We start from the raw sequence: 26,712 nt of genomic DNA, 5'->3' as shown, positions 1-26,712 counted from the left end.
GTCAACCGGCTACCTTGTGCAGGGCAAGGTGGCGGCGCTCGGCAGGAGATCGATGGAAAAAAGCTCAGGCGGCGACCTGCCCCTCGATGGCGTCGACCAGCGCATCGGGGTCGAGCGGCTTGGTGACGAAGCCGCTGGCGCCGTGGGCGAGCACGGCATGGCGGGTCTTTTCCTGGCTATCGGCCGACAGCACCATGATGGGTACGGGCGGCACGGCCGTCTCCTCCTCATGGCGGCGGATGGCGGCGATGGCGTCCATCCCATCCATCACCGGCATGTGCAGGTCCATCAGCACCACGTCGAAGCGGTGCTTGTGTCCGGCACCGGTAACGGCCTCGACCGCCGCCTTGCCGTTGCCGACAACCTTGACGCGATGACCGGCCTTCAGCAGCGTGGCGCGAGCGAGCATGGCGTTGATGTCATTGTCCTCGGCGATCAGCACCGACAGGCCATGCTGGAGGTCACCGGCGGCGCGAAGCGCCGGCGGGTGGGGCTTTTCCGGCCGTGTCGGGGCAAGCGCCGGCGCATGACTGCTCAGAAGCACACGCAAAAGTGTTCCGCCTCGCACCGGTCTGGCGAGGAAGGTCGCGTAGCCGCTGGCGCGGAACTCGCCGAGCATGCCGCGATCGGTCGGGGCGATCAGCGTGATGGCTTCGCATTCGGAAAAACCGCTTTGGCGCAGCCGCTTGAGCAGTCTACCGTCGCCCTCTTCCATGGCCGCGTCGACCAACAGCACGTCGCAACCGCCGGAGAACGATGCCGCCTGCGCCACGGTGGTGGCGATATCGACCGCGCCGCCATTGGCGCGGATGCTGCGGGCGATGGCGTCGGCTTCGACGATGTTTCTCGACAGGATCACCGCGCGCCTGCCCTGAAGTGCGTCCGTCCGGCCCGGCGGTGGCTCGCTCGCGGATATGGCCGGGATATCGAAGACGAATTCCGAACCCTGGCCCAGCCGGCTGGAGACGGAAATCGTGCCGCCCATGGCGGTCACCAGGCGCCTGGAGATGGCAAGACCGAGACCGGCTCCGCCATGCGCGCGCGTCGAGGTGCCGTCGGCCTGCTCGAACTCCTCGAAAATGCGCTCCATGTCCTCCTCACGCAGGCCTGGCCCGGTATCCGCGATGGTGAAGCATATGCGGTCGGTGGTTTCGGTGCGGGCGCGCGCGATGCTCACCAGCACGCCGCCGCTGTCGGTGAACTTGATGGCGTTGCCGATCAGGTTGAGCAGCACCTGCCTGACCCGGCCCGGATCGGCGGTGATCAATTGCGGCACGTCGGGCTCCACATGACAGCCGAGGCCTATATCCTTGGCGAAGGCCCGCGCGGCCAGGAGCTCGACGATGTTGTCGGCGATCTCGCGCACGGACATTGGCTGCGGTTCGGGATCGAAGCGCCCCGCCTCGATCTTGGAATAATCGAGCAGGTCCTCGATGAGAGCCAACAGGGCGCTGGCCGAGGTCGAGATGGCGCCGACATAGGTCTGCTGCTCCGGCGACAGGCTGGTATCGGCCAACAGCCTGGCCATGCCCATGATGCCGTTCATCGGCGTGCGGATTTCATGGCTGACGGTGGCGAGGAAGCGCGATTTGGCCTGGCTCGCGTATTCGGCCCGCTCGCGCGCGGTGATCAGCGAGGATTCGGCACGTTTGCGGGCGGTGATGTCGCGGGCGATGGCGCGATGCGAGACGGCGCCGCTGTCCTTGTCGCGCACCGACAGTTCGATCCACGAGAACCAGCGCGAACCACCGGGCGTGCGGATGGCGACGTCGGTGGAACTCAGGCATTCATGGTCGGAAAACGCGGCGTCGGGAACGATACCGACTTCGATGCCGAGTTCCGCCAGGGTCTTGCCGGCGAGGTCGCGCTGATCGATCTCGACCAGATCGGCGAACACCTTGTTGGCATAGACGATATGGCCGTCGCGGTCGCGATGGATGACGAGATCGCCAAGCGCGTCGATCAGGCCGCGAAAGCGCTCTTCGCTCTCCTGCATCTCCCACATGCGATCGGCCAGCGTCTCGATCTCGGCACGGCTGCGGGCCGTGGTTTCATCAAGCAGCGCGGCGGTGCGGTATTCGTTCCTTCTGGCGCGCAGGTGCAGGCCGAAGCCGGCAAGGCCGGTCGCCAGCAAAGCGAGGCTGATGAAGATCGGCGCGCCGGTCAGGTGGGTCAGCCCCGCCAGCATGATGATGGCGACCAAGGTCAGCAGCGGCAAGCCTTCGCGGCTGGCCAATCGCGGCTCATGTCGGGCCTGTTGCGGCTCAGGCGCCAGCGGCGGTGCGGCGACGAACCGCCGCGCCGACGCCGGCGGGGATACCGCATCGACGTCTTCGCCAGTCTCCGCTTCCTGGATGCCGGATTCCGCGACCATGCGAAAATCCTACCGGACAGAAATTATGGAAGCCTGCGGGGGATCGTTCGAATTTTAGCGGATAGGTTGTTTTACCCCGGCGAACTCACTGCATGTCGACGACGACGCGGCCGCGGATCTTGCCGTCGACGATGTCTCGCGCGGCGCCGATGATGTCGTCGAAGCCGATGGTCTTGGACAGCCTGGCGAGCTTGCGCAGATCCAGGTCGGCGCCGATGCGGCGCCAAGCCTCAAGCCGCACCGGTTTCGGCGCCATCACCGAATCGATGCCGAGCAGCGAAACGCCGCGCAGGATGAAAGGTGCCACGCTCGACGGCAGGTCCATGCCGCCCGCCAGGCCGCAGGCCGCGACGGCACCGCCATAGGAGGTCATAGAGAGCACATTGGCCAGTGTGTGGCTGCCGACGGAATCGATGCCGCCCGCCCAACGCTCCTTGGCGAGCGGCTTGGTCGGCTGGCTGAGTTCGTCGCGCGATATCACCTCCGCGGCGCCGAGATCGATGAGATACGGGCTTTCGGCATTGCGCCCGGTCGAGGCAATGACGTGATAGCCCAGGCTGGACAGGATGGAGACTGCGACCGAACCGACGCCGCCGGCCGCGCCCGTCACCACCACGGGCCCGCGATCGGGCACGATGCCGTGCCGCTCCAGTGCCATGACGCACAGCATGGCGGTATAGCCGGCGGTGCCGACCGCCATCGCCTCATGCGCGCTGATGCCGTCGGGAAGCGGCACCAACCAGTCGCCATTGACGCGGGCGCGCCCGGCATAGGCGCCAAAATGCGTCTCGCCGACGCCCCAGCCGTTCAGGACGACCTTGTCTCCCTTGCGCCAGTCGGGATGGGAAGAGGATAAGACCGTTCCGGCGAAATCGATGCCTGGCACCAAGGGCCAGCGGCGAATGACCGGCGCCTTGCCCGATATTGCGAGCCCATCCTTGTAGTTCACCGTCGTCGCCTCGACGGCGACGGTGACGTCACCCTCCATGAGATCGGCTTCGGTGAGGTCGGTCACCGCCACCGACTGCTTCTTTTCGGCGTCGCGCGAAACGAGGATGGCTTTGAAGGTTTCGGGCATTTTTCTCTCCTCGATCTATCGACGTTTGGACTCTGCTGCGGCGGCCGCGCCGGGTCAATCGCTCAGGCGTCGGGACCCTGGGGCTTGGGCTGGCGCCGCCAGCCGAAAACTTCGTCAAGGACGACCAGCGCGGCGCCAACCGAAATGAAGGCGTCAGCGAGATTGAACACGGCAAAGGACCAGACCGGAGTGTGGAACAGGATGTAGTCGATGACGTGGCCGTAGACGGCGCGGTCGATCAGATTGCCGAGCGCGCCACCGATGATCAAGGCAAAGCCGGTGCGGGCAACCACATGGCCCGCGGGCGTGTGCGTGGCCAGATAGAGCACGAAGGCGACGACGAGTACGGCGATGACCACCAGGCCGGTATCGCCGAAGGATGAGAACATCGAGAAGGCGATGCCGGTGTTGTAGGTGCGAAACAGCGCCAGGAAGGGCAGGAGATCGAGCTTTTCCTGAAAGGGAAGGCCGGTCTCGACCAAGTGTTTTATCCATTGGTCGAGCGCGATGGCCGCAACGACCAGCAGCGCATAGGGAGACCATGATTTCACGATCGGGCAACCCTCATTGTGGATCCACCATCGGGTCCAGTTTCAGCGCGCCGCGGCGGATCTCGAACAGCATGACGCCGGTGGCGACGGCAAGATTGAGCGAATCGGCACGGCCTGCCTGCGGAATCCGGAGCAGCCTGTCGCAACTCGCCGCCAGGCTTTCGGGCAGGCCTTGCTGTTCATTGCCCATCATCAGCAGCACCGGCCCCCGGGAAAAATCGACCGAGCGGTAGTCGACCGCGCCTTTGAGGTGCGTGCCGGCGACGAGACCCGAGAACCCGCCGCGCCAGGCGAGGAATGCCTCGGTCGTCGCCTTGGCCACCGGAACGGCGAAGATCGAGCCCATGGTGGCGCGCACCGTCTCCACCGAAAAGGGATCGGTGGTGTCTCCGACCAGGATCACGCCCTTGGCGCCGACGGCGTCCACCGTGCGGATGACGGTGCCGAGGTTGCCGGGATCGCGCACCCGGTCGAGCGCCACCCAGACATCGCCATTGTCGGCGCGGATATCCTTCAGCGCCAGGAGTTTCTGCGAGAAAACGCCGATCACCATTTGCGGATTGTCGCGGCGGGTTATGGCGACAAGCACTTTTTCCGAGACTTCGAGCACGGTGCCGCCTGATGCAACCGTGCGCGCAGCGACCTTCTCAACCGCCGCGTTGCCGCGTCCGGCCTTGGCGAAGACCAGGGTCCTGATCTGCCAGCCGAGGTCGAGCGCATCGATGACCAGCTTCAGTCCCTCGGCCATGAAGGCGTTCTGCTGGTCGCGGAATTTTTTCAAGGCCAGCGCCTTGATGTCCTTGACCAGCGGATTGGCGAGGCTGGTGACCTCTTTCACCTGCCCGACCGGACGGGCGCCGTCATATCCACTCATCAGGCCACCCAGCGCGAGAACAGCGAGGTCGACAGCGCGCGGCCCGCCGATTTTTCGCGGATGATCAATTCGCCCGATTCAACCCTGCCGCCCATGCCGGCAAAGGTGTCGCGCATGAGGGCATGGATGGCGAAGAAGGAGGCGCGGATCGAATAAGCAGTCAGCACCACGGCAAGCGGTTTCGGAGTCAGGATCGATCGGCAGAGATCGGTCAATGCCGGCAGGTCCTCGAACAACTGCCAGACCTCGCCCTTGGGGCCGCGGCCATAGGCGGGCGGGTCGAACAGAACGATGTCATAGCGGCTGCCGCGGCGCTCCTCGCGCTCGGCGAATTTCACCGCGTCTTCGACGATCCAGCGGATCGGCTTGTTGCCAAGCCCGGCCATCTCCTGGTTTTCGCGGGCCCAGCCGATCGCCTTTTTCGAGGCATCGACATGGGTGACCTCGGCGCCGGCGCGCGCCGCCACCAGCGAGGCAAGGCCGGTATAACCGAACAGGTTGAGCACTTTGACCGGCCGCCTGGCCGCCGCAATCAGTCCGGCCATGTGATCCCAGTGCGAGGCCTGCTCGGGAAACACGCCCACGTGGCGAAACGAGGTGAAGCGGCCGAGATAATCGATGCCGTCGTGCTTCATCGGCCAGGTCTCGCCGAGCGGCGTCCCGGGGAAGCGCCAGCGACCAATGCCTTCCTCGTCGGTATCGCCGGTGAAGACAGCGTCGGCGCGGTCCCATTCCCTTGCCGGCAGCGCCTTCTGCCAGATCGCCTGGCCCTCTGGGCGGACGATCCGATAAGGACCGTATTGTTCGAGCTTCTGGCCGGCGCCGCTGTCGAGCAGCGCATAATCGGCATTGGGTGCCACTTCGAGGATCAGCGGAAGCTGTTCGGCCGGAAGAGCGCCGTCGCGACGGGCCAGGATGCGGGGCACCGACTTCGGTTCGGGGCGCTCCTCGGTGCCGGCGCCGGGCCGCTCATGCGGCCTGGTATCCGGCCTGGCCGTTCCACGACCTTCATGCGGACGCGCCTGTTGTGCACCGCTTTTCGCGGGCGGACGGCTGTCGCGGCGTTTGTCGCGAAAAGATTTCAAGCAGGAGCATCTCCGAGGCGTGGCCGCTTTTGACATAGGGCAACCGGCTTCGCAACCAAGTCCGCCGCTCAGGCGTCGCCTGGTCATGTCGGCTTGCGATGGACCAATGTCAAAGAAACAGGCAAATCTTCGATATGTCCCGCTCCGAACGCCTGCTCGACCTGATCCAGACATTACGCCGGCATCGTATGCCGGTGAGCGGGCAGTCGCTCGCCGACGAACTCGGGATTTCGATTCGCACGCTTTACCGCGACATCGCGACGTTGCAAGGCCAGGGGGCGCCGATCGAGGGCGAGGCTGGGCTCGGCTATGTGCTGAAGCCCGGCTTCATGTTGCCGCCGTTGATGTTCAGCGACGAGGAGATCGAGGCTGTCGTGCTCGGTTCGCGTTGGGTCGCCAAGCAACCGGATACGCGACTTTCGGCAGCGGCCGTCAACGCGCTTGCCAAGATCGCGTCGGTGCTGCCGGATGATCTGCGCGAGGATCTCAACGCCACCGCACTGCTGGTCGGGCCGCCCGCCGCGACTGTCGAAAGCATCGATCTCGGCTTGGTGCGGCAGGCGATCCGAAACGAGCGCAAGCTGGACTTCTTCTATCGCGATGCCGGTGGCGCGGGCTCGCGGCGCGTGGTGTGGCCGTTCGCGCTTGGGTTCTTCGACAAGGTGCGGGTCGTGGTGGCGTGGTGCGAAATGCGGCAGGATTTCCGGCATTTTCGCACCGATCGCATAGCCGAGCTCAAGATGACGGGCTTGCGTTATCCGCGCCGCCGTCAGGCGCTGCTGAAGGAATGGCGGGCGACGCTCGACACTCCACGGCGTTAGCGGTGTGTAAGCTCTCCAGGGCGCCTCCCACGACGGATACTGCCAGAATCTGACAGTGGCGCGCTTTATGTCTGTCCCGGTCCAAACCCTGGAGAACAGACATGGTCACCCCCAATTTCGTCATCCTCTACGTCGACCAGCCGCAGCGTAGCGGCGCCTTCTACAGCGCGCTGCTCGGCCGCGAACCGGTCGAAAGCGCGCCGACATTCGTGCTGTTCGTGCTCGACAACGGTTTCAAACTCGGTCTGTGGTCGAAGCATACGGTGGAACCGGCGGCGGCAGTGGCCGGTGGCGGCGCCGAGATCGTGTTTGCGCTGGATACGCCCGAGGCAGTCGACGCCGCCCATGCCGACTGGTCGGGGCGCGGGCTGAAGATCCTGCAGACGCCGACCGACATGGATTTCGGCCGCACCTTCGTTGCGCTCGATCCCGACAACCATCGCCTGCGGGTCTACTGGCTTTCGGACGGGCAGCAGGCCGGCGGGGAGCAGGAATGAGCGCGTATTGGATCGCGGTGGCGTCGGCGCAGCACGTCCGGCGCGGCCGTGAGGGCGGCTTCATGCAGGTCAACCACGGCAAGGCGGCGCCGCTGCGGCGGGTCCAGCCCGGGGACGGCATTGTTTATTATTCGCCGACAACGATTTTGGGCGAGAAAGACGGGCTGCGGGCGTTCACGGCGATCGGCACGGTGCGGGAGGGAGAGCCCTATCAAGGCGACATGGGCGGCGGCTTCACGCCCTTTCGCCGCGATGTCGACTGGGCGGCGGCCGGAGAAGCGCCGATCAAGCCATTGCTCGACAGGCTGGACTTCACGGCCGGCAAGCCGAATTGGGGGTATCAACTGCGCTTCGGCCTGTTCTCGGTAAGCGCGGCCGATTTCGCCGTAATCGCCGAAGCAATGGGCGCTAAGCCAGCCGAGACAGTAAACTAGGTCCTGAGCGCCTTGTAGACGGCAATGCCGGCGGCAAGGTCCTCGAGCGCGGCGCCGACCGACTTGAACAGCGTGATCTCGTCGGCGCTCCCGCGCCCTTGCTTCTGGCCGCGCGCCAGCTCGTGCAAGTCGGCTATGATGGCTTCCGGTTTCAGCACGCCCGAAGCGAGCGGTATGATGATGTCGCCCGCCTCTTTGGTGGCGCCGGCGCGGGTGTCGACATAGACGTGGGCGCGCCTTATCGCCTCGTCGTCGCTTTCGCGCATTGTCGGGGTGAAGCCGCCGACCATGTCTACATGGCTTCCCGGCTTCAGGCGGGCGCCCTTGATCAGCGGATCGGTCGCGATCGTCGCCGACGAGACGATGTCGGCCTGGCCGAGCTCGGCATCGAGGTCGGTTGCGGCACTTGCCGGCAAGCCGTCGGCGCGCAAAGCGGCCGCGACCTTCTCGGCATTGGCCAAGGTGCGGTTCCAGATGCGGATGGTCCTGATCGGCCGCACGGAGGAATGCGCCTTGGCGAGGAAGGGCGACAGCGCGCCGGCCCCGATCACCAGCAGCCGGGAAGCGTCTTCGCGCGCCAGATAGGATGCGGCGAGCGCCGAGGCGCAGGCCGTGCGCCATTGCGTCAGCCGCTGGCCGTCGATCAGGGCCTCCGGTTCGCCGGTGGCGCCGTTGAGCAGGAGATAGAGCCCCATCACCGCCGGTTTGCCGATGGCATTGTTGTCGGGCGAGACGGTAACGATCTTGACGCCGATATGCCCCCCGGCCGAGATGCCGGCTGCGTTGAAATCGGTCCAGGCCGGCATCAGCAGCAAGGTCGAGGCCGCACCGTCCGGCCGTTCGACCGTGTGATGGTGCCGGACGGGTTGCACCGCGCCGTCACGGAAAGCCACGCGCAGCGTCTCCACCAGCCCTGGGAACGTCAACGCCTGGTCGACCTCTGCGGCCGAAATGGTCAGCATGGGAAACTCCGTGAAGAAAATCGCGGGCCCGAGAGGACCCACAGCGCCGTGCGGCGGTCAGTTGGTCGGCTTCGGCAGCACCGGTCCCTGCGGTGTCGACGGGGTGCGGCCGATCGCCTGGCGCAGGTTCTCGGCCTCGACGCCGCGCTGGCGCGCCAGCTTGCGGTAGCGTCCCTGCTTGACCCAGGTCGCCAGGCTGCCGACGACCATGCCGACGGCGAGGGCCAGGAACAGGAAGATGAACAGCGGCAAAGTGAGCGTCAGCGCCGGATTGCCGGGATTGAACGGATCCAGCGTGAAGGCGACGAGTTCGCGATTGGCGACGGCCAGCGCGATCAGGATGATCGCCAGGGGCACGAAGACCACGATGAGCATGAAGCGATTGAGCATGATGTTTTCCGTCGGAAACCGGCCTCCCGGGAAGGGCCGGTCTGGCGTCGCGCCTACTTTCCGCCATTCAGCCTTTCGCGCAGTTCCTTGCCGGTCTTGAAGAACGGCACCCATTTCTCCTCGACCTCGACGGATTCGCCGGTGCGCGGGTTGCGGCCGGTGCGGGCGGGGCGGTTCTTGACCGAAAAAGCACCGAAGCCGCGCAGTTCGACCCGGTTGCCTTCGGCGAGCGCGTCGGTGATCTCGTCGAAAATCGCGCCGACGATGTTTTCAACGTCGCGCAGGAAAAGATGCGGATTGCGCGTGGCAATAATCTGCACAAGTTCGGACTTGATCATCGGACGGGTCCCCTGAAATCAGTGCGGTCGAAATTATGAGGATGATTTTGTTTGCTTTTTCATCCACCCCAAACGGCATCTCAAGGGTGCCAGACGGAAACGAGACCGTCAAGAAACAAGCGGTCGGCGCCAAGTTCATGGATGATATCGCCGCTGTAGTCCGGCAGGCCGAGCGCGCCGGCGATCGTTCTCACCATCGCTTTGGACAACAGGAAGCCGCCGCGCCGCTCCGTGTTCTTCCATTCGACCACGTTGAGTTTCGAGTCGACGCCCTTGGTCGCCAGCCAGTCGATCGCCTCGGTCTCGCCGCCAACGGCGTCGATCAGGCCGTTGGCGACCCCTTGGCGACCGGTGAAGATCGATCCGTCGGCGAGCGCCAGCGCTTGCTCGCGGGTCATCTTGCGGCGTTCGGCGACGATGCCGACGAACCAGTCGTAGCTGTCGAGGATGAGCTTGCGGACCATGGCGCGCTCGTCGTCGTTGGTCGGCTTGAAAGGCGAGGGCGAGGCCTTGAGCGGCGAGGATTTCACTTCCTCCAGCTTGACGCCGAGCTTGTCCATCAGACCGCTGACATCAGGATACTGGATCAGCACGCCGATCGAGCCGACGATCGAGGTCTTGCGGGCGACGATGTGATCGGTGGCGCTCGCGATCATGTAGCCGGCCGACGCGGCGAGCGTGCCGACCTCGGCCGCGACAGGCTTGTCGGCGGCGAGCTTGCGCACCTCCTCATAGATCGATTCACCGCCGACCGTCGTGCCGCCGGGGGAATCGATGGCGAGGATCACGCCTTTTACTCTTGACGATTTGCGGATGGTTTCCAGCCGCTTGATCAACTCGTCGTCCTCGGTGATGGTGCCTTCGATCCTGACCTTGGCGATATGATCGACGGCCGAGCCGCTGAAATCATCGCGATAGAACCAGGCCGAGATCGCAATGATGCCGAGCGCAACGATGGCGATGGCCGCAACGCGCCAGAAAGTCAGCTTACGCCGCAAGCGGCGGCGGTCGATCAGGTCGTCGGCTCTCAATGCCATGGTCAGCCTCACGGTCGATGGAAAGAGATGCTTTTAGACCATGACGTCCCGGTCTGGAAGCAATTCCGTCTGCGCATGACGCGGCAATCCGCGCGCGGCGCACGCGAGGCAAGTGCGCGTCAGCGTCCGCCAAGACATCGGTTTCGTGATTGGTCCGCGAAACGAACGGCAGGTAAAGGGGAGAGCCGGCGGTAACGAAAAATGTACGCTAGACGTCTATTTCTGCTATGAAGCAGGGCTGTCGGTGTCGATCCGTTCTGATCTGCACGGCCGTAACTGTCACATTTTCGCGGTTTTCGTCGGCTTGTGCTTGCTTGAAAGCGCCGACGTCCCACCTATAGGCGGTGTTGCCAGGCGGGCAGGGGTTTTTAGAAGAAAGCAGTTATGTTAGCGCGAACGAGTGAAGCGAGCAGCACCGAGACGGAGTTGGCTCCCCCGGCGGACGGCCCGGCGAGGGGGGACGCGTTCGATCGCGCACGGCGGCATTCGCGCCGCGTGCGCGTGCTCAAATTCGCCGTGCCGGTGCTGGCGGCGTTGATCGCCATCGCCTTCCCGGTCTATTCCTACCTCGCCGCACCGGTGTCCGTCGCGGTCCAGGCGGAAGGCACCGCCTTTTCCAACGGCAAGCTGGTAATGGCCAACCCCAAGCTCAACGGCTTCACCAAGCAGAAATTGCCCTATTCCATGACGGCATTGCGCGCCATACAGGACGTCAGCACGCAAGGCATCATCGAACTTGACGGCATCGACGCCAAGGTGCCGATCGCGGCCGACAATGTCGCTGCGATCAAAGCCACGCATGGTACCTACGATCGCGAAGGCAATACGATGCACCTGACCAGCGACGTCACGATCGCCACGACCGACGGCCTTCAGGCCAGGTTCAAATCGGTCTTCCTCGACATGGGCAAAGGCACTATGAAGACGGATGACCCCGTGGACGTCAGCCGTGACGGGTCGCAGATCACCGCGAATTCCTTGTCGGTGCAGGACAATGGCAAGGTTCTGGTGTTCGAGAACAAAGTGCGCGTCAATATCGATCCCGCCAATCTGAAGGCGGCAGAGGCAAAGGGCGAAGAAGCGAATGTGGCTCATTAGTTCGACACGGGTTGCCGCCGCAGCTTCGGCGCTGCTTTTGCTGGGGCTTGCGCCGGCGCTGGCGCAATCCAGCGCCGAGAGCGCGTCCGGGCTCAAACTATCGGGGGACAAGCCCATCCAGATCGAGAGCGACAAGCTGGAGGTCCGGCAGGCGGACAACGTCGCCGTGTTCACCGGCAACGTCACGGTCGTGCAGGGTCCGACCCTGCTCAAGTCCGGCAAGATGATGGTCTACTACGTCAAGGACCCGAATGCGGCCGCAAAGGGGACGGAAGCAGCCGGAGCGGCGATGACCGGCTCGGCCAACATCGACCATCTTGAAGTCAGCGGAAAAGTTTACATCAAGTCGAATGACCAGATCGCGACCGGCGACAATGGCACCTTCGACATGAAGACGCAGGTGCTGGTCCTGTCCGGCAAGGAAGTGGTGCTGTCGCAAGGCCCCAATGTCCTCAAGGGCTGCAAGCTCACCGTGCAGATGAAGACCGGCCTCGCCAATGTCGACGGCTGCGGCGGACGTGTCATCATGTCGATGACGCCACCGCCGAAATCGGGAGCGACGAACCCCTGATGGCCAGCCTGTCGTCGCTGACGGCGCGTCTTCCGGGGCGGGCCGCCGGCAAGGTTTCGGCTCCGGCCACGGTCACCGCCGATAAGGCGAAGTTCAAGGGAACCTTGATCGCCAAGGGCCTGACCAAGAGCTACAAGGGTCGCAAGGTGGTCAGCGGCGTCACGCTCGGGGTGCGTGCCGGCGAGGCCGTCGGGCTGCTCGGTCCCAACGGCGCCGGCAAGACCACCTGTTTCTACATGGTCACCGGCCTTGTGCCGGTGGACGAGGGCACGATCGAGATAGACGGCTTCGATGTCACCTCCATGCCGATGTACCGGCGTGCGCGTCTGGGCATCGGCTATCTGCCGCAGGAGGCCTCGATCTTCCGCGGTCTCAGCGTCGAGCAGAACATTCGCGCCGTGCTGGAAGTGGTCGAAAAGAGCCGCAAGGAGCGCGAGCGCAGCCTCGACGAACTGCTCGAGGAGTTCCACATCAGCCATCTGCGCAAGGCGCCGTCGATGTCGCTTTCCGGCGGCGAACGTCGGCGCCTGGAGATCGCGCGTGCGCTGGCCACGCGCCCGGCCTACATGCTGCTCGACGAGCCTTTCGCCGGTATCGACCCGATCGCCGTCGCCGACATCCAGCAATTGGTGCGTCATCTGACGGCGCGGGGCATCGGCGTGCTCATCACCGATCACAATGTGCGCGAGACGCTCGGCCTGATCGACCGTGCCTACATCATCCATGCCGGCCAGGTGCTCACCCATGGCCGGGCCGACGAAGTGGTCGCAAATCCCGATGTGCGGCGGCTCTATCTGGGCGAGGGATTCACGCTTTGAGCGTGAAATTTGTTTCCTGACGCGATTTTTTGCCTGTCAGGGGCTGTTTTCTCGCGATTTTGCTCCGGGATAACGCTCCGGTAAGCGGGTTTTGCTAGCGTTTGCCTTGACAAGCAAAAGCCGGGCCAGTTTCTATCGGTTCGCGAAAATTCCTTCCGGCAGTCCGGATGCAGACGAGGCGTTTGAAACCGAACCATGGCGTTGGCGGCGAAACTACAGCTACGACAGTCGCAGTCGCTGGTGATGACGCCGCAGCTGATGCAGTCGATCCGGCTGCTGCAGTTCACCCATGCCGAACTCGAGCACTTCATCGACGAGGAGATCGAGCGCAATCCGTTGTTGGAGCGCGCCGAGCCGCACGACGATGCCGCCGGCGACCAGGTGCCGAGGACCGAGGCGGCACCGGAAACGACCACCGACGGCGACTGGTTCGAGACCGAAGCGGGATGGAGCGCCGAGGCGATCTCGGAAAAGCTCGACACTTCGCTGGAGAATCTGTTCCCGGACGACCCCGGCACCAGCGAGCGGCTCGGACCAGACCTCACGGCGCAGTGGAAATCGGCGACCGGCAATGGCAGCACTTCCTCGTCCGATGGCTTCGACGCCGGTGATATGGCGGCGACCGCGATCACGCTGCGCGATCATGTCAGCGAGCAGATCGCGCTCGCCTTCGCCGATCCGGCGGCGCGCCTGATCGCCGGCGAACTCGCAGACGGCCTCGACGAGACCGGCTATATGCGCGCGGATACGGCCGAGATAGCCTCGCGCCTTGGTAGCGGCGCCGACGCCGTGGCCAAGGTGCTGTCGGTGTGCCAGACCTTCGAGCCGGCAGGCCTGTTCGCCCGCGACCTTGCCGAATGTCTGTCACTGCAGCTTGCCGTGCGCGACAGGCTCGATCCGGCGATGAAGGCGCTGGTTGCCAACCTCGAACTCCTGGCGCGCCGGGATTTCCACACGCTGAAGCGGATCTGCGGCGTCGACGAGGAGGACCTGCTCGACATGCTGGCCGAGATCCGGGCGCTCGATCCGCGGCCGGGCATGGCATTTTCGGGCGGCGCCAGCGACGCCGTCATTGCCGATGTCGAGGTGCGCGCGGCCAATGACGGCAGCTGGACTGTCGAACTCAACGCCGAAACGCTGCCGCGCGTGCTGGTCGACCACATCTATTTCGCCCAGGTTTCGCCGCACGCCAAGAACCAGGCCGAAAAGGATTTCCTGGCCGAGTGCCTGCAGAACGCCAATTGGCTGACGCGAAGCCTCGATCAGCGGGCAAAAACCATTCTCAAGGTCGCATCGGAGATCGTGCGCCAGCAGGATGCCTTCCTCGTCCATGGCGTGCGCCAGCTGAAGCCGCTCAACCTGCGCACGGTGGCCGACGCGATAGGCATGCACGAATCGACCGTCAGCCGGGTTACCGCGAACAAGTACATGCTGACGCCGCGCGGCGTGTTCGAACTGCGCTATTTCTTCACCGCCTCGATAGCCGCGTCGGGCGGTGGCGAGGCGCATTCGTCGGAAGCGGTGCGCGACCGCATCAAGCAATTGATCGACGAGGAAAAAACCGTCGACGTCCTGTCCGACGACGCGATCGTCGACATGTTGCGCGAAAGCGGCGTCGACATCGCCAGGCGCACGGTCGCCAAATACAGGGAAGGCATGAATATCCCGTCCTCGGTGCAGCGCCGGCGCGAGAAGCGGGCCCTTGCCAGCGCCGGGCGCTAGGTTCGGCGATTTTCCACAGCCTTCGCGCTTCATTGACAAGCTGCGGTGAAGTGGCTAGAAGCCCGCCCGCATGAGACGGGCTCGACGCCCGCTAGCGGATGGTCCGTCACGACAATGGCCTAGGGATGGTCAAGAAGGCGGCTTGTGATCAACCGGAAAGTTTGGATTTAAATCGGCGCGAGTGACGCCGCAAAGCTTGTGCGCACGGACCACGAGTATAAACTCCGGCCAGTTTGAAGCCTGAGCAAGGAAGGTCAGTTTTCAGATGAATCTGCGCATATCGGGAAAACACATGGATATCGGCGATGCGTTCCGTACGCGCATCAACGATCGTGTCGGCGAGGCGATTGGCAAATATTTCGACCGCGGCTTTGCCGGACATGTCACCGTCATCAAATCGGGCTCGCGCTATTCGGCGGATTGCATGATCCGGCTGGATTCCGGCGCTTCGCTGCAGGCGACCGGCGATGCCCAGGACCCGACGCTGGCTTTCGAGGCCGCGGCGGATCGTCTGGAAACCCGGCTTCGGCGCTACAAGCGCCGGCTGAAATCGCACAATTCGGGCAATGGCGAACTCACCGATATCGCATACACGGTGATGGCGCCGCTTGCCGATGACGACGAGGACATTCCGGAGGATTTTGCGCCGGCCATCGTCGCCGAATCGACCATGACGCTGAAGACCATGTCGGTGGCGTCGGCGGTCATCGAACTCGACACCAAGGACAGTCCGGTCTTCGTCTTCCGCAACGCCGGAAACGATCACGTCAACATCGTCTATCGCCGGCCGGATGGGAACATCGGCTGGATCGACCCGTCCACGACCAAGGTCGCACAGGGATAAAACCGGCCGCACGAGGGGTGGGGACTGGTGACGGCAGGCGAACAAGGGATTTTCAAGCATGGATCTGAGCGATCTCATCAACGTTCCGGCGATATTGCCGGCGTTGAAGGCCAACTCCAAGAAGCAGCTTCTGCAATTGCTGTCGGAGAGGGCGGCCGCGATATCAGGCATTCCGGAGCGGGAGGTGTTCGACACCATCCTGCAGCGCGAGCGGCTCGGCTCGACCGGAGTCGGCAACGGCATCGCCATTCCGCACGGCAAGCTGGCCGGCGTGAAGCGCATCGCCGGCGTGTTCGCCCGCCTGGAGACGCCGGTCGATTTCGAGGCGCTCGACGACCAGCCGGTCGACCTGGTGTTCCTATTGCTGGCCCCTGAAGGGGCCGGCGCCGATCATCTGAAGGCGCTGTCGCGCATCGCGCGGGTGCTGCGCGATGCCGATACGGTGGCCAAGATCAGAGGAACGCGCGACGCCGTGGCGATCCACGCGCTTTTGTCGGACACCCAGGCCTCGCACGCGGCCTGACGTTTTCTGGATGAACGATGGTCGAGGGCCGCCACGGGCGGCCCCGTTCGTTTTCAGCGGGAAATCGCCTTAATGAATGGCGACCGTGGTCAGGTCGTTTTCCATGGCGCCGGCCAGCGCGCGGTCGCGCGCATCCGAAAGCAGGATCGGCTGGCCATTAGCGGCAAACAGCGCCCACAATTCCATGCCGGGCGCGATTTCGCCAATGCCCGGGAAACGGCCGAGCAGTTCCTCGCTCGTGACCTTGCGCAGATAAGCGACAGAGCCCTCGCCGAGATGGGCGAATTCACCGCTGGTCATGGTGGGATTTTGGTCAGTTCTGGTCATTTCAAGCCTCCTTGGCGCGAGACGCCGCCCTGGTCCTGGGCAGTAGGCCATCCCGCATGAGAGCCATCGGCAAAGATCAGTCTTTCACCGATATGTTTATTTTCCGTACCAGCCGCTCGGCTTCGGGCCGATCGAGATCGATCGACAAAAGGCCGTTCTTCAGCTCCGCCGCGATCACCCGCATGCCATCGGCCAGCACGAAACAGCGCTGGAATTGGCGTGCGGCGATGCCGCGATGAAGAAATTCGCGCTCGGTATCGTCGGTCTGACGACCGCGCACGACCAACTGGTTTTCCTCCGTGGTGACATCGAGATCGCTTTCGGCGAAACCGGCGACAGCGAGCGTGATGCGCAGCCTTTCGGCCTTGCCGTCGGCGCCGCTGAGCCGCTCGATGTTGTAAGGAGGATAGCTGTCGCCGGACTTCGCCAAGCGCTCCAGCGTCTTTTCCATGGCGTCGAAACCCAGGAGAAGCGGGCTGGAGAAAGGCGTCATTCGGCTCATGTTACATTGTCCTCTCAAGAGCGACATAAACTGGAAAAACCCAGATGGCATTTTTCCCGATGCTCTTGATATGGTCCGCCCCACGACCAAGTTCAAGCCATCAAAACACCCGCCCAAAAAGACCACGTCGTGGACTCACAAGAATGATCGACATGGCGCTTGAAACGGCAGTGAGATGCAAGGAGAAGCGCTGCGCCGGGATTCGTCCCCCGGACGGAGCGGTTCGGCAGCTCAAGGCCGGTTCGGTGCGTTTCGCATGCTCGCTCGGACGCATGAGCTCATGGCCAAACAAGGAATTGAAATGCCCCAGACACGCAAGATCATCATCGACACGGATCCTGGCCAGGACGATGCCGTCGCCATATTGCTGGCGCTTGGCAGCCCCGAGCTGGAGATCGTCGGCATATCAGCCGTAGCCGGCAACGTGCCGCTGAAGCTTACCGAGAAGAACGCCCGCAAGATCTGCGAACTGGCCGGCCGACCCGACATAAAGGTCTATGCCGGCGCCGTCCGTCCCCTGGCGCGTGAACTGGTTACGGCCGAGGCGGTGCATGGCCAAACCGGCCTCAACGGGCCGCAATTGCCCGAACCGACGATGAAGCTGCAGGATAAGTACGCCGTCGATTTCATCGTCGAGACGCTGATGAAGGAAGAGAGCGGCAGCATCACCCTGTGCGCTCTCGGGCCGCTCACCAATATCGCGCTGGCGCTGATCCGCGAGCCGAGGATCGCGCCGCGCATCAAGGAAATCATCCTGATGGGCGGTGGCTTCTTCGAAGGCGGCAATGTCACGCCGGCGGCCGAATTCAACATTTATGTCGATCCGCACGCGGCCGAGGTGGTGTTGAAATCCGGCATTCCGATCGTGCTGATGCCGCTCGACGTCACCCACAAGGCGCTGACCACCGCCAAGCGCACCCAGGCCTTTCGCAAGCTCGGCACCAAGGTCGGTACCGCAACGGCCGAGATGCTGGAGTTTTTCGAGCGTTTCGACGAGGAGAAATACGGCACCGATGGCGGGCCGCTGCATGACCCCTGCGTCATCGCCTACCTGTTGAAACCGGAGCTGTTCAAAGGCCGCAACTGCAATGTCAGCGTGGAAACCAGCTCGGAACTGACCATGGGCATGACCGTGATCGACTGGTGGGGCGTCACCAAGCGGGAAAAGAACGCCAAGGTGATGGGCGACATCGACCATGACGGCTTCTTCGCGCTGCTGGTGGAAAGGCTGGGGCGGCTTTAGATCCGCCTCCTTACCTTCTCCCCTTGCGGGAGAAGGCGGCCTCGCAAAGCGAGGTCGGATGAAGGTGTTCCAGGGAACGCCAAACTCCGTCAGGCATCCTCAACCGTCTCGGCGCTGCGCACCGATCCACCTTCCCCCACAAGGGGGGAAGGAAAGGCGGCGGTGCTCACTTCGACCGCGAAAATGCCAGCCACAGGCCACCGCCGACCATGAAGCTGCCGCTGATCCTGGACAGGAGCTTGACGCGGCGGGCGGACAGGATGCGACCGGCGCGGCCGGCGGCCAGCGCATAGGTCGAATCCGACATGGCGGCGAAGATCATGGCGGTGAGGCCCATGACGACGATCTGCAGCGAATAATTGCCTTGCGGCGCGATGAATTGCGGAAAGAAGGCACCGAAGAAGATCAGCGTCTTCGGGTTGCTGAGCGCCACCAGCAGGCCCTGCAGGAAAAACCCGCCGCGCGGCTTCCGCGCTGTTCCGTCGGCGTTCAGCTCGCCCTTGGACCGGAACATCTGGACGCCCATCCAGATCAGGTAGGCGGCACCGATCAGCCGCACCCATTCGAACCAGTGCCCCATGCCCGATATCAGCGTGTTGAGGCCGATGCCGACGATGGCGATCATGACCGCCAGGCCGGCCTGCGTGCCGGCGACATTGGCCAGGCCGGCGCGGGAGCCATGGCGGATGCTGTTGGCGATGATCAGCGTGACCGTCGGCCCAGGCACCAGGATGATGACGACGCAAGCGAGGACATAGGCGGCATAGAGTTCCAGCGACATGATTTTCCCTCGGGCAGAATGCCGCCTGCGCGGCGTCCTACAATCAATGCATGACGACGATGCCGGTGCAAGCCGGCACATGAAGCCGCGACACCGCAACGAACCGGTTCAGGCCCCGGGCGGCCACGGCAGCGTCGCTTCATAGGCCGCCGCCGCCTTCAGCACGGCCATGTCGCCGCGCGGCCTGCCGATCAGTTGCATGCCCATCGGCCGGCCTTTGGCGTCGAAGCCGACCGGCACGTTGACGGCCGGGCAGCCGCCCATGGTGGCGAGCGCCGAAACCTGCATCCAGCGGTGATAGCTGTCCATCGGCCGGCCGGCGATCTCGCGCGGCCAATGGGTGCCGGCGTCGAACGGAAAGACCTGCGCGGTCGGCAATGCAATGAGGTCGAAGCGGTCGAACAGCGACAGCAGCGTCCGATGCCAGGAGGTGCGGACGACCGAGGCGGCGCGTATTTGGGGCGCTGTCAGGAGTTGCGCGTTCTCCACCTCCCAAACGGCTTCGGGCTTCAACAGGGCGCGCCTGGCGGGGTCGTCATAATGCACTTTCAGCGCGCAGCCGCTGCTTGCCTGGCGCAACGTCACGAAAGCCTGCCACAAGGCCTCGAAATCGAAGTCCGGCATCAGTGCCTCGGCCTTGAAGGACGCCTCCTCGAAGCGCTCGAGCGCGGCCTGGCAGAGCTCGAGGATGCCGGGCTCCATGGGCAAATGTCCGCCCAGATCGCCGAGCCAGGCGACACGGCCGCCTTTGGCGGGCATCCGCAGGCCTTCGAGGAAGGAGCCTTGTTTCTCATAGGACAAGGGTGCGTGCGGATGATAGCCCGCCTGCACGTCGAGCAGCAGCGCCATGTCGCCGACATTGCGCCCCATCGGCCCATCGACGCCCATCTGGGCATGAAAGGCCTCGACGTCCGGGCCGCCGGGGACGAGCCCCTGCGATGGCCGGAAACCATAGACATTGTTCCAGGCGGCTGGATTGCGCAACGAGCCGCCGAAGTCGCTGCCATCGGCGACGGGCACCATGTCCAGCGCCAGCGCCACCGCGGCGCCGCCGCTCGAGCCGCCGGCGCTCAAATCTGGATCAAACGCGTTCAGCGTCGGGCCGAACACGGGATTGTAGGTGTTGGAGCCGAGGCCGAATTCGGGAACGTTGGTCTTGCCGATGATGATGGCGCCAGCCTTGCGCATGCGCTCGACGAAGAAATCGTCCTCCTGGGGCACGAAATCGGCGAAGATCGGCGAGCCAAAGGAAGTGCGCAGGCCGCGGGTCATCGCGAGATCCTTGACCGCGATCGGCAGGCCGAAGAGCGCACCGGCCCGGTCCGGACGGGCATCGGCTGTGTCGGCCTCGCGCAGGATATCGCTACGATCGCGCAAGGAAACGACGGCGTTGACGAGCGGATTGACGGTTTCGATGCGGTCGAGGAATGCCGTCACCACCTCACGGACCGAAAGTTTCCTCTGCCGGGTCGCATCGGACAGTTCGACGGCGGACAGGCGGCATATGTCGCCGGCCGGTGGCGCGGCATGCTTCGTCTGGGGGCGCATTCTGGTTGTCTCAGCGGGATTTCAGGGGTGCCTGGTCGACATCGGCGGCCAACGGGATGGCCGGCTGGGCGCCCGGCTTCAGGCATGCCAGCGAGCCGGCCGCGCCGGCCCGGGCGAGCGCCTGCTCGAGGGGCAGGCCCGACGACAGGCCGGCGGCGAAATAGCCGCAAAAGGTGTCGCCGGCACCAACGGTGTCGACCGGGGTGATCTTCAATGCGGGAACGGTCAGGGAATCGGTCGGCGTCGCCGCCATCACGCCGTCGCCGCCGAGCGTGACGACGATGGTGCGGCCGGTTTTCCCGGCAAAGTCGCCCATCCGTGCCGCGCGGTCGCGCCCGCTCAGCGACAGCACCTCGCCATAGAGGTCGAACTCGGTCTCATTGGCGACGACATAGTCGGCCTTGCCGAGCAAGCCGGCTGCGTCGCGATGGAAGGGCGCGGTGTTGAGCACGGTGACGGCGCCGGCCGCGCTTGCCTGATCGAGCGCGGCTTCGACGGTCGCGAGCGGGATCTCGTGTTGCAGGAGCACGACATCGCCCTTTTTCAGAAAGGCCTTGGAGAGGTCTCCGGGCACCACGGAAGCATTGGCACCCGGCACCACGGCGATAATGTTCTCGCCATCGTCGCCGACCATGATCAGCGCGGTGCCGGTCGAGGCAAAAGTTTCGCCCACGCCAGACAAATCCACCTTGGCCTGGCGCAGCAGCGCCAAGGCCTCGCCGGCGAAATTATCCTTGCCGACGGCTCCCACCATGCGCACCCTGGCGCCGGCGCGCGCGGCGGCCAACGCCTGGTTGGCGCCCTTGCCGCCGGGCGCGGTGGCGAAACCGGAGCCGCTCACGGTCTCGCCAGGGCTCGGCAAGCGGTCCACATTGGCGATAAGGTCGAGATTGATCGAGCCGACGACGATGATCAAGGAATGCCTCCTCATGAATGAGCGGGAAGCTATCCTGTAAGATCGTTGCTTTCCAGTGCATGTCGATAGGGCAAGCGCCGTGGCGCCGTACTGTGCGAGTCAGCGGGCGTCGTCGTATTCGGCATGACAATGCCGGCGGCAGGTTCGCCGGCGTTCCCGATTTCAAGAGGTGACCTGTCCAGCCTCCCAGCCCAGAATGGCGCGCTTGCGGGTCAGGCCCCAGTGGTAGCCGGTGAGGTCGCCGGACTTGCCGATGGCGCGGTGGCAAGGCACCACGAAGGAGAGCGGGTTGGCGCCGTTGGCGGCGCCGACGGCGCGGCTGGCGCTTGGCGCGCCGATGCTGGCGGCAATTGAGGAATAGGTGCGAGCCTTGCCCATCGGAATCTGGAGCAAGGCCTCCCAGACGCGAACCTGGAAGTCGGTGCCGATCATCACGACATGCAGCGGCTGGTCCGGGCGCCACAGCGTCGGGTCGAAGATACGCGCGGCGTAGGGGCCGGTCGCGGCCATGTCTTCGACATAGACGGCATTCGGCCAGCGGCTGGACATATCGGCGAAAGCGGCGCGTTCCTCGCCCGGATCGCTGAAGGCGAGGCCTGCAAGCCCGCGGTCGGTGGCCATGATCAGGGCGGTGCCGAATGGCGAGGTATGATAGCCGTAGCGGATGGTGAGCCCGGCGCCGCGCGTCTTGTAATCGCCCGGCGACATCGCCTCATGGGTGACGAACAGGTCGTGCAGCCGGCCGGGGCCGGACATGCCGAGCTCGAACGAGGTTTCGAGCAGCGGCATGCCGGAATCGAGCAGCCTGCGGGCATGGTCCAGCGTCACCGCCTGCAGGAATGCCTTGGGCGACAGGCCTGCCCAGCGTGTGAACAGCTTCTGCAGGCCGGTCGGCGTCTCGCCGACCTCCTCTGCAAGCTCCTCGAGAGAAGGCTGGTCGCGATAGTCGAGGCTGATCTTCTCGATGGCGCGGCGCACGATTTCGTAGTCGTTGCCTTCGGGCGTGATGTCCTTCTTGAGGACTGCTGTCTGTGTGCTCATGGGACTTCTCCTTGAGCCGGAATATCAGCCCTTGGGGCGCCGATCGCCACCCGAAACTTGCCTTCTTGCGCCGCATACCCAGATAAACTCTGGTTTTGAGCCCAGGAGTCGCCATGGCGGGCGAAAAGGTAAATCTCGCCGGAGCGAAAGAAACCTTGCTGATGACGCTCTACGGCAAGGCGCTGGAAAGCCGGATGCCCCATTCGCTGCTTGGGGATTGTTTCGCCGACGAGGCGGTGCGCAAGATCGACTATGATTTCTCTAGGCTCAAGGTCGACAGAAATCTCGGCATCGGCCTGGCGATCAGGGCAAAGGCGCTGGACGTCCGCGTCGAAGAGTTTCTGGCCAGAAATCCTGGGGCCATCGTGCTGCATCTGGGGTGCGGGCTCGACACGCGCATCTTCCGGGTCGATTCGCCACCAGGCGTTGACTGGTTCGATGTCGACTATCCGGAAGTCATTGAACTCAGGCGCAAGCTTTATCCGCCGCGCGACCGCTACCGCCTCATCGCTTCGTCGGTAACCGAACCGGACTGGCTGGCTGAAGTGCCCCGCAACCGACCGGCCATCGTGGTGGCGGAGGGGCTGACGCCCTATCTCCCGGCCGAGGAAGGATTCCGCCTGTTCTCGCGCCTGGTCATACATCTTGCCGGCGGCGACCTGATTTTCGACGCTTACAGCGGTTTCGGCCTGAAGCTGCTGCGCCTCAATCCGGCCGTCAAGGCGACAGGCGCCGAGGTCCACTGGGCGATCGAGGATCCGCACGAACTGGAACTGGCTGTCCCGAAGCTGCGATTCATCGAAGACATTCCGGCCTATAGACCTGAACATGCCGCCCGCATGGGCTGGTCCGCGCAGCTGTTCGTTCGGCTTTGGAAACACATTCCCGCACTGCGCAAGATCGGCAGGCTTTTACGCTATCGCTTCTAAGTCGTCGTACCACTTGTTCGAAGCGGTCCGGACGCAAACCGTTTCGGCTAGCGCGCCTTGGCGGTGGCGAGCGCACGTGAAAAGGCGGTGGCGAAGCTTTCGCGGGAATCCGGGTCGAGGAAGCCGCCGATGGGCACGGTTTGTCCCTGCGCCTCGACCGCCATCCGGGTGATGCCGATTTCGGCGTGGCGGGCGACCGAAAAGCGCGCCCAGAACGGGTTGAAGCGGTGCGCTTCCGATTTTCCCGACGGCGCGATCTTGCGGATATCGAGGCTGGTGCGCGAGATCGACACCTCCTCGCGGGCGCGGGCGGCACGATAGTTGATGCGGAAGGCAATATAGACGGCGACAACGTCCAGACCGAAGAAGCCGAAAACCGGCCAGGCGCCGCGCGACAGGAAAAAAGCCCCGGTCACCAGCCAGCCGAACAGCAGCGCGCCCATCAGCACGGCGAAGCCGGTCTTGCCCAGCGACCGGTGCGGGGTCAGCAAGGCGCTGAAGAAGGGTTCGTCCGCCTGGAACGAGGCGTTTGTGTCGTCCATATCTGGATATTATAGGAAGGATATGGCAAGCCCCAAGTCCAAAGTACCAGCACAATCCGAAAAGAAGCTACTGCCTGGACGGCGCGACGGCTCGAACGCCGAGCCGCGTCCGAGGCCCGCCCGATCCAGGCCGCTCTACAGTCCGGCGGAGGTGCACGAGATTTTCCGACGCTTTGCCGTCCAGCGGCCGGAGCCGAAGGGCGAACTCGAACATGTCAACGCCTTTACGCTGCTGGTGGCCGTCGTGCTGTCGGCGCAGGCGACCGACGCCGGCGTCAACAAGGCGACGCGGGCGCTGTTCAAGGTCACCGATACGCCGAGCAAAATGCTCGATCTGGGTGAGGCCAGGGTCGGCGACTATATCAGGACCATCGGTCTGTGGCGCAACAAGGCCAAGAATGTCATCGCGCTGTCGCAGGCGCTGATTCGAGATCATGGCGGCGAGGTGCCGGACAGCCGGGACGAACTGGTCAAGTTGCCGGGGGTCGGGCGCAAGACCGCCAATGTCGTGCTCAACATGGCCTTCGGCCAGCACACGATGGCCGTCGACACGCACATCTTCCGCATCGGCAACCGCATAGGACTGGCGCCCGGCAAGACGCCCGAACAGGTCGAGCAGGGGCTGTTGAAGATCATTCCCGACGAATATATGCGCCACGCGCATCACTGGCTGATCCTGCATGGCCGCTACGTCTGCAAGGCGCGCAAGCCGGATTGCCCGGCCTGCGTCATCGCCGACCTCTGCAAGGCGCAGGAAAAGACGACCAGCGTGCCGGCGCCGCTGGTCGAGATCGCACCGCTCGAGGAAGCCAGCGGAATTCAATAAGTTAACTCTCCTCGACAAACACCTCTTCGCGCTTCTTCTTGACCGCGGGCAGGAAGACGATCACGAGCACGGCGAGCGCGATGAGGAGCAGGCCGGCGCTGATCGGTCTCGTCACGAAGGTGCTGGGATCGCCACGCGACAGAATCATGGCCCGGCGGAGATTTTCCTCAAGCAGGGGGCCAAGCACGAAGCCGAGCAGCAGGGGCGCGGGTTCGCAGCGCAGTTTGGTCAGGAGATAGCCGAGGAAGCCGAAAAAGGCGACGGCGTAGAGGTCGTAGACATTGGTGTTGACGCTGTAAACGCCGATCGAGCAGAACGCCATGATGATCGGGAAAAGCACGTAGTACGGGATGGTGAGCAGCTTCACCCAGAGCCCGATCAGCGGCAGGTTCAGGACGATCAACATCAGGTTGCCGATCCACATGGAGGCGATAATCCCCCAGAAAAGCGCCGGCTGTTCGGTCGCGACATTGGGGCCGGGCACGATGCCCTGGATGATCATCGCGCCGATCATCAGCGCCATGACCGGATTGGCTGGAATGCCGAGCGTCAGCATGGGGATGAAGGAGGTCTGCGCGCCGGCATTGTTGGCCGATTCCGGCCCGGCGACACCTGCGATCGCGCCCTTGCCGAATTCTTGCGGGTTTTTCGATACACGCTTTTCGACCGTGTAGGAGGCAAAGGCCGCGAGGATCGCGCCGCCTCCGGGCAGGATGCCGAGCGCTGAACCGATGATGGTTCCGCGCACGATGGGCGCCGCCATGCGCCTGAAGTCGTCGCGGGTGGGCATGAGCCCTGAAACCTTTCGGATCATCACCGAGCGCTCATGCTCGTTCTCGAGATTGCGCAGGATCTCGGCGATGCCGAAGACGCCGACGGCCACGGCGACGAAATTCAGTCCGTCGGCATATTCGGGGATACCGAGCGTGAAGCGCGGTGTGCCGGTGTAGATATCGGTGCCGACAATGCCGAGCAACAGGCCGAGCACGACCATCGCCAGCGCCTTGACGATCGAACCGTGGGCAAGCGCGACCGACGAGACAAGGCCGACGACCATCAGCGAAAAATATTCGGCCGCGCCGAATTCCAGCGCGATCGAGGTCAGCGGCGGGGCGAAGATGGCGACGAGGAAGGTCGACACCGTGCCGGCGAAGAACGAACCGATCGCCGCAATCGCGAGTGCCGCGCCGGCGCGGCCGTTCCTGGCCATCTGATAGCCGTCGATCGCGGTGACCGCCGAGGACGATTCGCCGGGCATGTTGATGAGAATTGCTGTGGTCGAGCCGCCATATTGCGCACCGTAATAGATGCCGGCGAGCATGATGAGGGAGGAAACCGGGTCGCCGATCTGAAAGGTGATCGGCAAGAGCATGGCGATGGTCGCGGTGGCGCCAATCCCGGGCAGGACGCCGATCAGCGTGCCAAGAAGGACGCCGATCAGGCAGAAGCCAAGGTTCGTCAGCGATGAAGCGGTCGAAAAGCCGAGCGCCAGATTGTCGAGGAGCTCCATGCTCATCTCCTCACAATGGCAGCCACGGAGTGAGCCATGGGCCGAAGCGCCGGAACGGAAGGCCGAGCGCGTAGCTGAAGACGAGGAATGCAAACAGGGTCAGGCCGGCCGACAGCACGAACGCGGTCAGAGGTTTCATGCGGCCGCTGGCAAACGATGCGATCAACGCCGTCAGGAAGATTGACGGAATGAAGCCGAGGCCGCGCACTGTCAGGCCGAAGAAGATCGGAGCGGGAAGGATGAACAGCGAGCCGCGCCAGGCAATGTAGCCGATCGGATCGCCCTTGAATCGCATCGCCTGGATGAGGATGACGAGGCCAAGCAGGATCAGCACGATCGCCAGCACCAGCGGGAAATAGCCCGGCCCCATGCGGAAGGCGGTGCCTATTTCGAGGCCGAGCGACTGCAACGCGAAAAATGTGCCGAAAACGATGAACAGCGCAGCGCATATGCCGTTCGTCCTGTCGATTGCGAAAGCCTTCATGACGTTCCTCCCAGGCTGCGGGCGTGCGACGATGTCGAAGCGAAAG

30 protein-coding genes are annotated in these 26,712 nt (G+C 64.1%); 12 read left to right on the top strand and 18 right to left on the bottom strand.

Annotated features, from left to right (window positions below):
• Positions 1-64 precede the first annotated feature (64 nt).
• From LB566_RS08605 to LB566_RS08585, 5 genes are all read right to left on the bottom strand, one after another.
• The gene (locus LB566_RS08605) at positions 65-2,374 is read right to left on the bottom strand and encodes a PAS domain-containing hybrid sensor histidine kinase/response regulator (RefSeq protein WP_224624058.1); all 2,310 of its coding nucleotides are present in this window, start codon (positions 2,372-2,374) and stop codon (positions 65-67) included.
• An 85-nt stretch (positions 2,375-2,459) separates the two neighbouring features.
• Positions 2,460-3,452, bottom strand: coding sequence for an MDR family oxidoreductase (locus LB566_RS08600; protein WP_224624057.1), 993 nt, complete (start codon positions 3,450-3,452; stop codon positions 2,460-2,462).
• A 62-nt stretch (positions 3,453-3,514) separates the two neighbouring features.
• Positions 3,515-4,003, bottom strand: coding sequence for a signal peptidase II (gene lspA, locus LB566_RS08595; protein ID WP_140549497.1), 489 nt, complete (start codon positions 4,001-4,003; stop codon positions 3,515-3,517).
• A 13-nt stretch (positions 4,004-4,016) separates the two neighbouring features.
• Positions 4,017-4,877 carry a TrmH family RNA methyltransferase gene (locus LB566_RS08590; protein WP_140549498.1) on the bottom strand — a complete coding sequence of 287 codons (861 nt, stop codon included), beginning with the start codon at positions 4,875-4,877 and terminating at the stop codon, positions 4,017-4,019.
• On the bottom strand, positions 4,877-5,962 hold the full coding sequence (locus LB566_RS08585) for a class I SAM-dependent rRNA methyltransferase (RefSeq protein ID WP_224624056.1): 1,086 nt from the start codon (positions 5,960-5,962) through the stop codon (positions 4,877-4,879). The genes LB566_RS08590 and LB566_RS08585 overlap by 1 nt, the downstream gene beginning before the upstream one ends.
• A gap of 134 nt (positions 5,963-6,096) precedes the next feature.
• Between LB566_RS08585 and LB566_RS08580 the strand changes: the two genes are divergently transcribed.
• The 3 genes from LB566_RS08580 (at position 6,097) to LB566_RS08570 (ending at position 7,714) form a co-directional block, all read left to right on the top strand.
• Entirely contained in the window at positions 6,097-6,783 is a 687-nt protein-coding gene (locus LB566_RS08580; RefSeq protein WP_224624055.1) for a helix-turn-helix transcriptional regulator, read from the top strand.
• Positions 6,784-6,884: 101 nt separating this feature from the next.
• Positions 6,885-7,280 carry a VOC family protein gene (locus LB566_RS08575; protein ID WP_224624054.1) on the top strand — a complete coding sequence of 132 codons (396 nt, stop codon included), beginning with the start codon at positions 6,885-6,887 and terminating at the stop codon, positions 7,278-7,280.
• The gene (locus LB566_RS08570) at positions 7,277-7,714 is read left to right on the top strand and encodes an EVE domain-containing protein (protein WP_140549501.1); all 438 of its coding nucleotides are present in this window, start codon (positions 7,277-7,279) and stop codon (positions 7,712-7,714) included. Before LB566_RS08575 ends, LB566_RS08570 begins: the two co-directional genes overlap by 4 nt.
• Here LB566_RS08570 and LB566_RS08565 read toward each other — a convergent pair.
• The 4 genes from LB566_RS08565 to sppA all read right to left on the bottom strand — a co-directional run bounded on the left by LB566_RS08565 (position 7,711) and on the right by sppA (position 10,441).
• Complete coding sequence (locus LB566_RS08565; RefSeq protein WP_224624053.1) at positions 7,711-8,676, bottom strand: ornithine cyclodeaminase family protein; 966 nt, start codon at positions 8,674-8,676, stop codon at positions 7,711-7,713. The two genes, LB566_RS08570 and LB566_RS08565, sit on opposite strands and share 4 nt — an antisense overlap.
• A 57-nt stretch (positions 8,677-8,733) precedes the next feature.
• The gene (locus LB566_RS08560; RefSeq protein WP_140500210.1) at positions 8,734-9,066 is read right to left on the bottom strand and encodes a DUF1049 domain-containing protein; all 333 of its coding nucleotides are present in this window, start codon (positions 9,064-9,066) and stop codon (positions 8,734-8,736) included.
• Positions 9,067-9,119: 53 nt separating this feature from the next.
• Positions 9,120-9,404 carry an integration host factor subunit beta gene (locus LB566_RS08555; RefSeq protein ID WP_006200394.1) on the bottom strand — a complete coding sequence of 95 codons (285 nt, stop codon included), beginning with the start codon at positions 9,402-9,404 and terminating at the stop codon, positions 9,120-9,122.
• A gap of 80 nt (positions 9,405-9,484) precedes the next feature.
• Positions 9,485-10,441: a signal peptide peptidase SppA gene (gene sppA, locus LB566_RS08550; protein WP_224624052.1), complete on the bottom strand. Its 957-nt coding sequence runs from the start codon at positions 10,439-10,441 to the stop codon at positions 9,485-9,487.
• A 384-nt stretch (positions 10,442-10,825) separates the two neighbouring features.
• Between sppA and lptC the strand changes: the two genes are divergently transcribed.
• From lptC to ptsN, 6 genes are all read left to right on the top strand, one after another.
• A complete protein-coding gene (lptC, locus tag LB566_RS08545; RefSeq protein ID WP_140500206.1) occupies positions 10,826-11,539 on the top strand; it encodes an LPS export ABC transporter periplasmic protein LptC in 714 nt (237 codons plus the stop codon).
• A complete protein-coding gene (locus LB566_RS08540) occupies positions 11,526-12,110 on the top strand; it encodes an LptA/OstA family protein (protein WP_140549505.1) in 585 nt (194 codons plus the stop codon). The genes lptC and LB566_RS08540 overlap by 14 nt, the downstream gene beginning before the upstream one ends.
• Positions 12,110-12,928, top strand: coding sequence for an LPS export ABC transporter ATP-binding protein (gene lptB, locus LB566_RS08535; RefSeq protein WP_140500202.1), 819 nt, complete (start codon positions 12,110-12,112; stop codon positions 12,926-12,928). Before LB566_RS08540 ends, lptB begins: the two co-directional genes overlap by 1 nt.
• 195 nt (positions 12,929-13,123) lie before the next feature.
• On the top strand, positions 13,124-14,650 hold the full coding sequence (gene rpoN, locus LB566_RS08530; protein WP_224624051.1) for an RNA polymerase factor sigma-54: 1,527 nt from the start codon (positions 13,124-13,126) through the stop codon (positions 14,648-14,650).
• Between the two features lie 265 nt (positions 14,651-14,915).
• On the top strand, positions 14,916-15,494 hold the full coding sequence (gene hpf / locus LB566_RS08525; protein ID WP_224624050.1) for a ribosome hibernation-promoting factor, HPF/YfiA family: 579 nt from the start codon (positions 14,916-14,918) through the stop codon (positions 15,492-15,494).
• Positions 15,495-15,552: 58 nt separating this feature from the next.
• Positions 15,553-16,017, top strand: coding sequence for a PTS IIA-like nitrogen regulatory protein PtsN (gene ptsN / locus LB566_RS08520; protein WP_135898701.1), 465 nt, complete (start codon positions 15,553-15,555; stop codon positions 16,015-16,017).
• Between the two features lie 69 nt (positions 16,018-16,086).
• Here ptsN and LB566_RS08515 read toward each other — a convergent pair whose 3' ends face one another.
• Together LB566_RS08515 and LB566_RS08510 are read right to left on the bottom strand one after the other, a co-directional pair.
• Entirely contained in the window at positions 16,087-16,344 is a 258-nt protein-coding gene (locus LB566_RS08515; protein ID WP_140685808.1) for a DUF1150 family protein, read from the bottom strand.
• Positions 16,345-16,420: 76 nt separating this feature from the next.
• Positions 16,421-16,846, bottom strand: coding sequence for an Hsp20 family protein (locus tag LB566_RS08510; protein ID WP_137932813.1), 426 nt, complete (start codon positions 16,844-16,846; stop codon positions 16,421-16,423).
• 301 nt (positions 16,847-17,147) lie between these two features.
• On the opposite strand from LB566_RS08510, the gene LB566_RS08505 reads away from it, so the two are divergent.
• The gene (locus tag LB566_RS08505; protein ID WP_140549509.1) at positions 17,148-18,089 is read left to right on the top strand and encodes a nucleoside hydrolase; all 942 of its coding nucleotides are present in this window, start codon (positions 17,148-17,150) and stop codon (positions 18,087-18,089) included.
• Positions 18,090-18,255: 166 nt separating this feature from the next.
• Here LB566_RS08505 and LB566_RS08500 read toward each other — a convergent pair whose 3' ends face one another.
• From LB566_RS08500 to LB566_RS08485, 4 genes are all read right to left on the bottom strand, one after another.
• Positions 18,256-18,870 (bottom strand): LysE family translocator, encoded by a 615-nt coding sequence (locus LB566_RS08500; RefSeq protein ID WP_140549510.1) that lies wholly within the window; start codon positions 18,868-18,870, stop codon positions 18,256-18,258.
• A gap of 108 nt (positions 18,871-18,978) precedes the next feature.
• On the bottom strand, positions 18,979-20,418 hold the full coding sequence (locus LB566_RS08495; protein ID WP_224624049.1) for an amidase: 1,440 nt from the start codon (positions 20,416-20,418) through the stop codon (positions 18,979-18,981).
• Positions 20,419-20,428: 10 nt separating this feature from the next.
• Positions 20,429-21,334, bottom strand: coding sequence for a ribokinase (locus LB566_RS08490; protein ID WP_224624048.1), 906 nt, complete (start codon positions 21,332-21,334; stop codon positions 20,429-20,431).
• A gap of 162 nt (positions 21,335-21,496) precedes the next feature.
• Positions 21,497-22,375 carry a methylated-DNA--[protein]-cysteine S-methyltransferase gene (locus LB566_RS08485; RefSeq protein ID WP_140549513.1) on the bottom strand — a complete coding sequence of 293 codons (879 nt, stop codon included), beginning with the start codon at positions 22,373-22,375 and terminating at the stop codon, positions 21,497-21,499.
• 113 nt (positions 22,376-22,488) lie between these two features.
• On the opposite strand from LB566_RS08485, the gene LB566_RS08480 reads away from it, so the two are divergent.
• Positions 22,489-23,304 carry a class I SAM-dependent methyltransferase gene (locus LB566_RS08480; RefSeq protein ID WP_224624047.1) on the top strand — a complete coding sequence of 272 codons (816 nt, stop codon included), beginning with the start codon at positions 22,489-22,491 and terminating at the stop codon, positions 23,302-23,304.
• 47 nt (positions 23,305-23,351) lie between these two features.
• Here the strand turns inward: LB566_RS08480 and LB566_RS08475 are convergent, their stop codons facing one another.
• Positions 23,352-23,846 (bottom strand): DUF2244 domain-containing protein, encoded by a 495-nt coding sequence (locus tag LB566_RS08475; protein WP_224624046.1) that lies wholly within the window; start codon positions 23,844-23,846, stop codon positions 23,352-23,354.
• Positions 23,847-23,868: 22 nt separating this feature from the next.
• Here LB566_RS08475 and nth point away from each other — a divergent pair, with 22 nt between their 5' ends.
• A complete protein-coding gene (nth, locus tag LB566_RS08470) occupies positions 23,869-24,672 on the top strand; it encodes an endonuclease III (protein ID WP_224624045.1) in 804 nt (267 codons plus the stop codon).
• Between the two features lies 1 nt (position 24,673).
• On the opposite strand, the gene LB566_RS08465 is transcribed toward nth, so the two are convergent.
• Positions 24,674-26,182, bottom strand: a complete 1,509-nt coding sequence (locus LB566_RS08465; protein ID WP_224624044.1) for a tripartite tricarboxylate transporter permease — start codon at positions 26,180-26,182, stop codon at positions 24,674-24,676.
• Between the two features lie 10 nt (positions 26,183-26,192).
• A complete protein-coding gene (locus LB566_RS08460) occupies positions 26,193-26,666 on the bottom strand; it encodes a tripartite tricarboxylate transporter TctB family protein (RefSeq protein WP_224624043.1) in 474 nt (157 codons plus the stop codon).
• Between the last annotated feature and the right edge of the window lie 46 nt (positions 26,667-26,712).

The sequence above is a fragment of the Mesorhizobium sp. CA13 genome, assembly GCF_020165235.1.
In the GTDB taxonomy this organism is placed as follows: Bacteria; Pseudomonadota; Alphaproteobacteria; order Rhizobiales; family Rhizobiaceae; genus Mesorhizobium.
The sequence above is the reverse complement of the archived record's forward strand: the minus strand, read 5'-3'. Positions and strand labels throughout refer to the sequence as shown.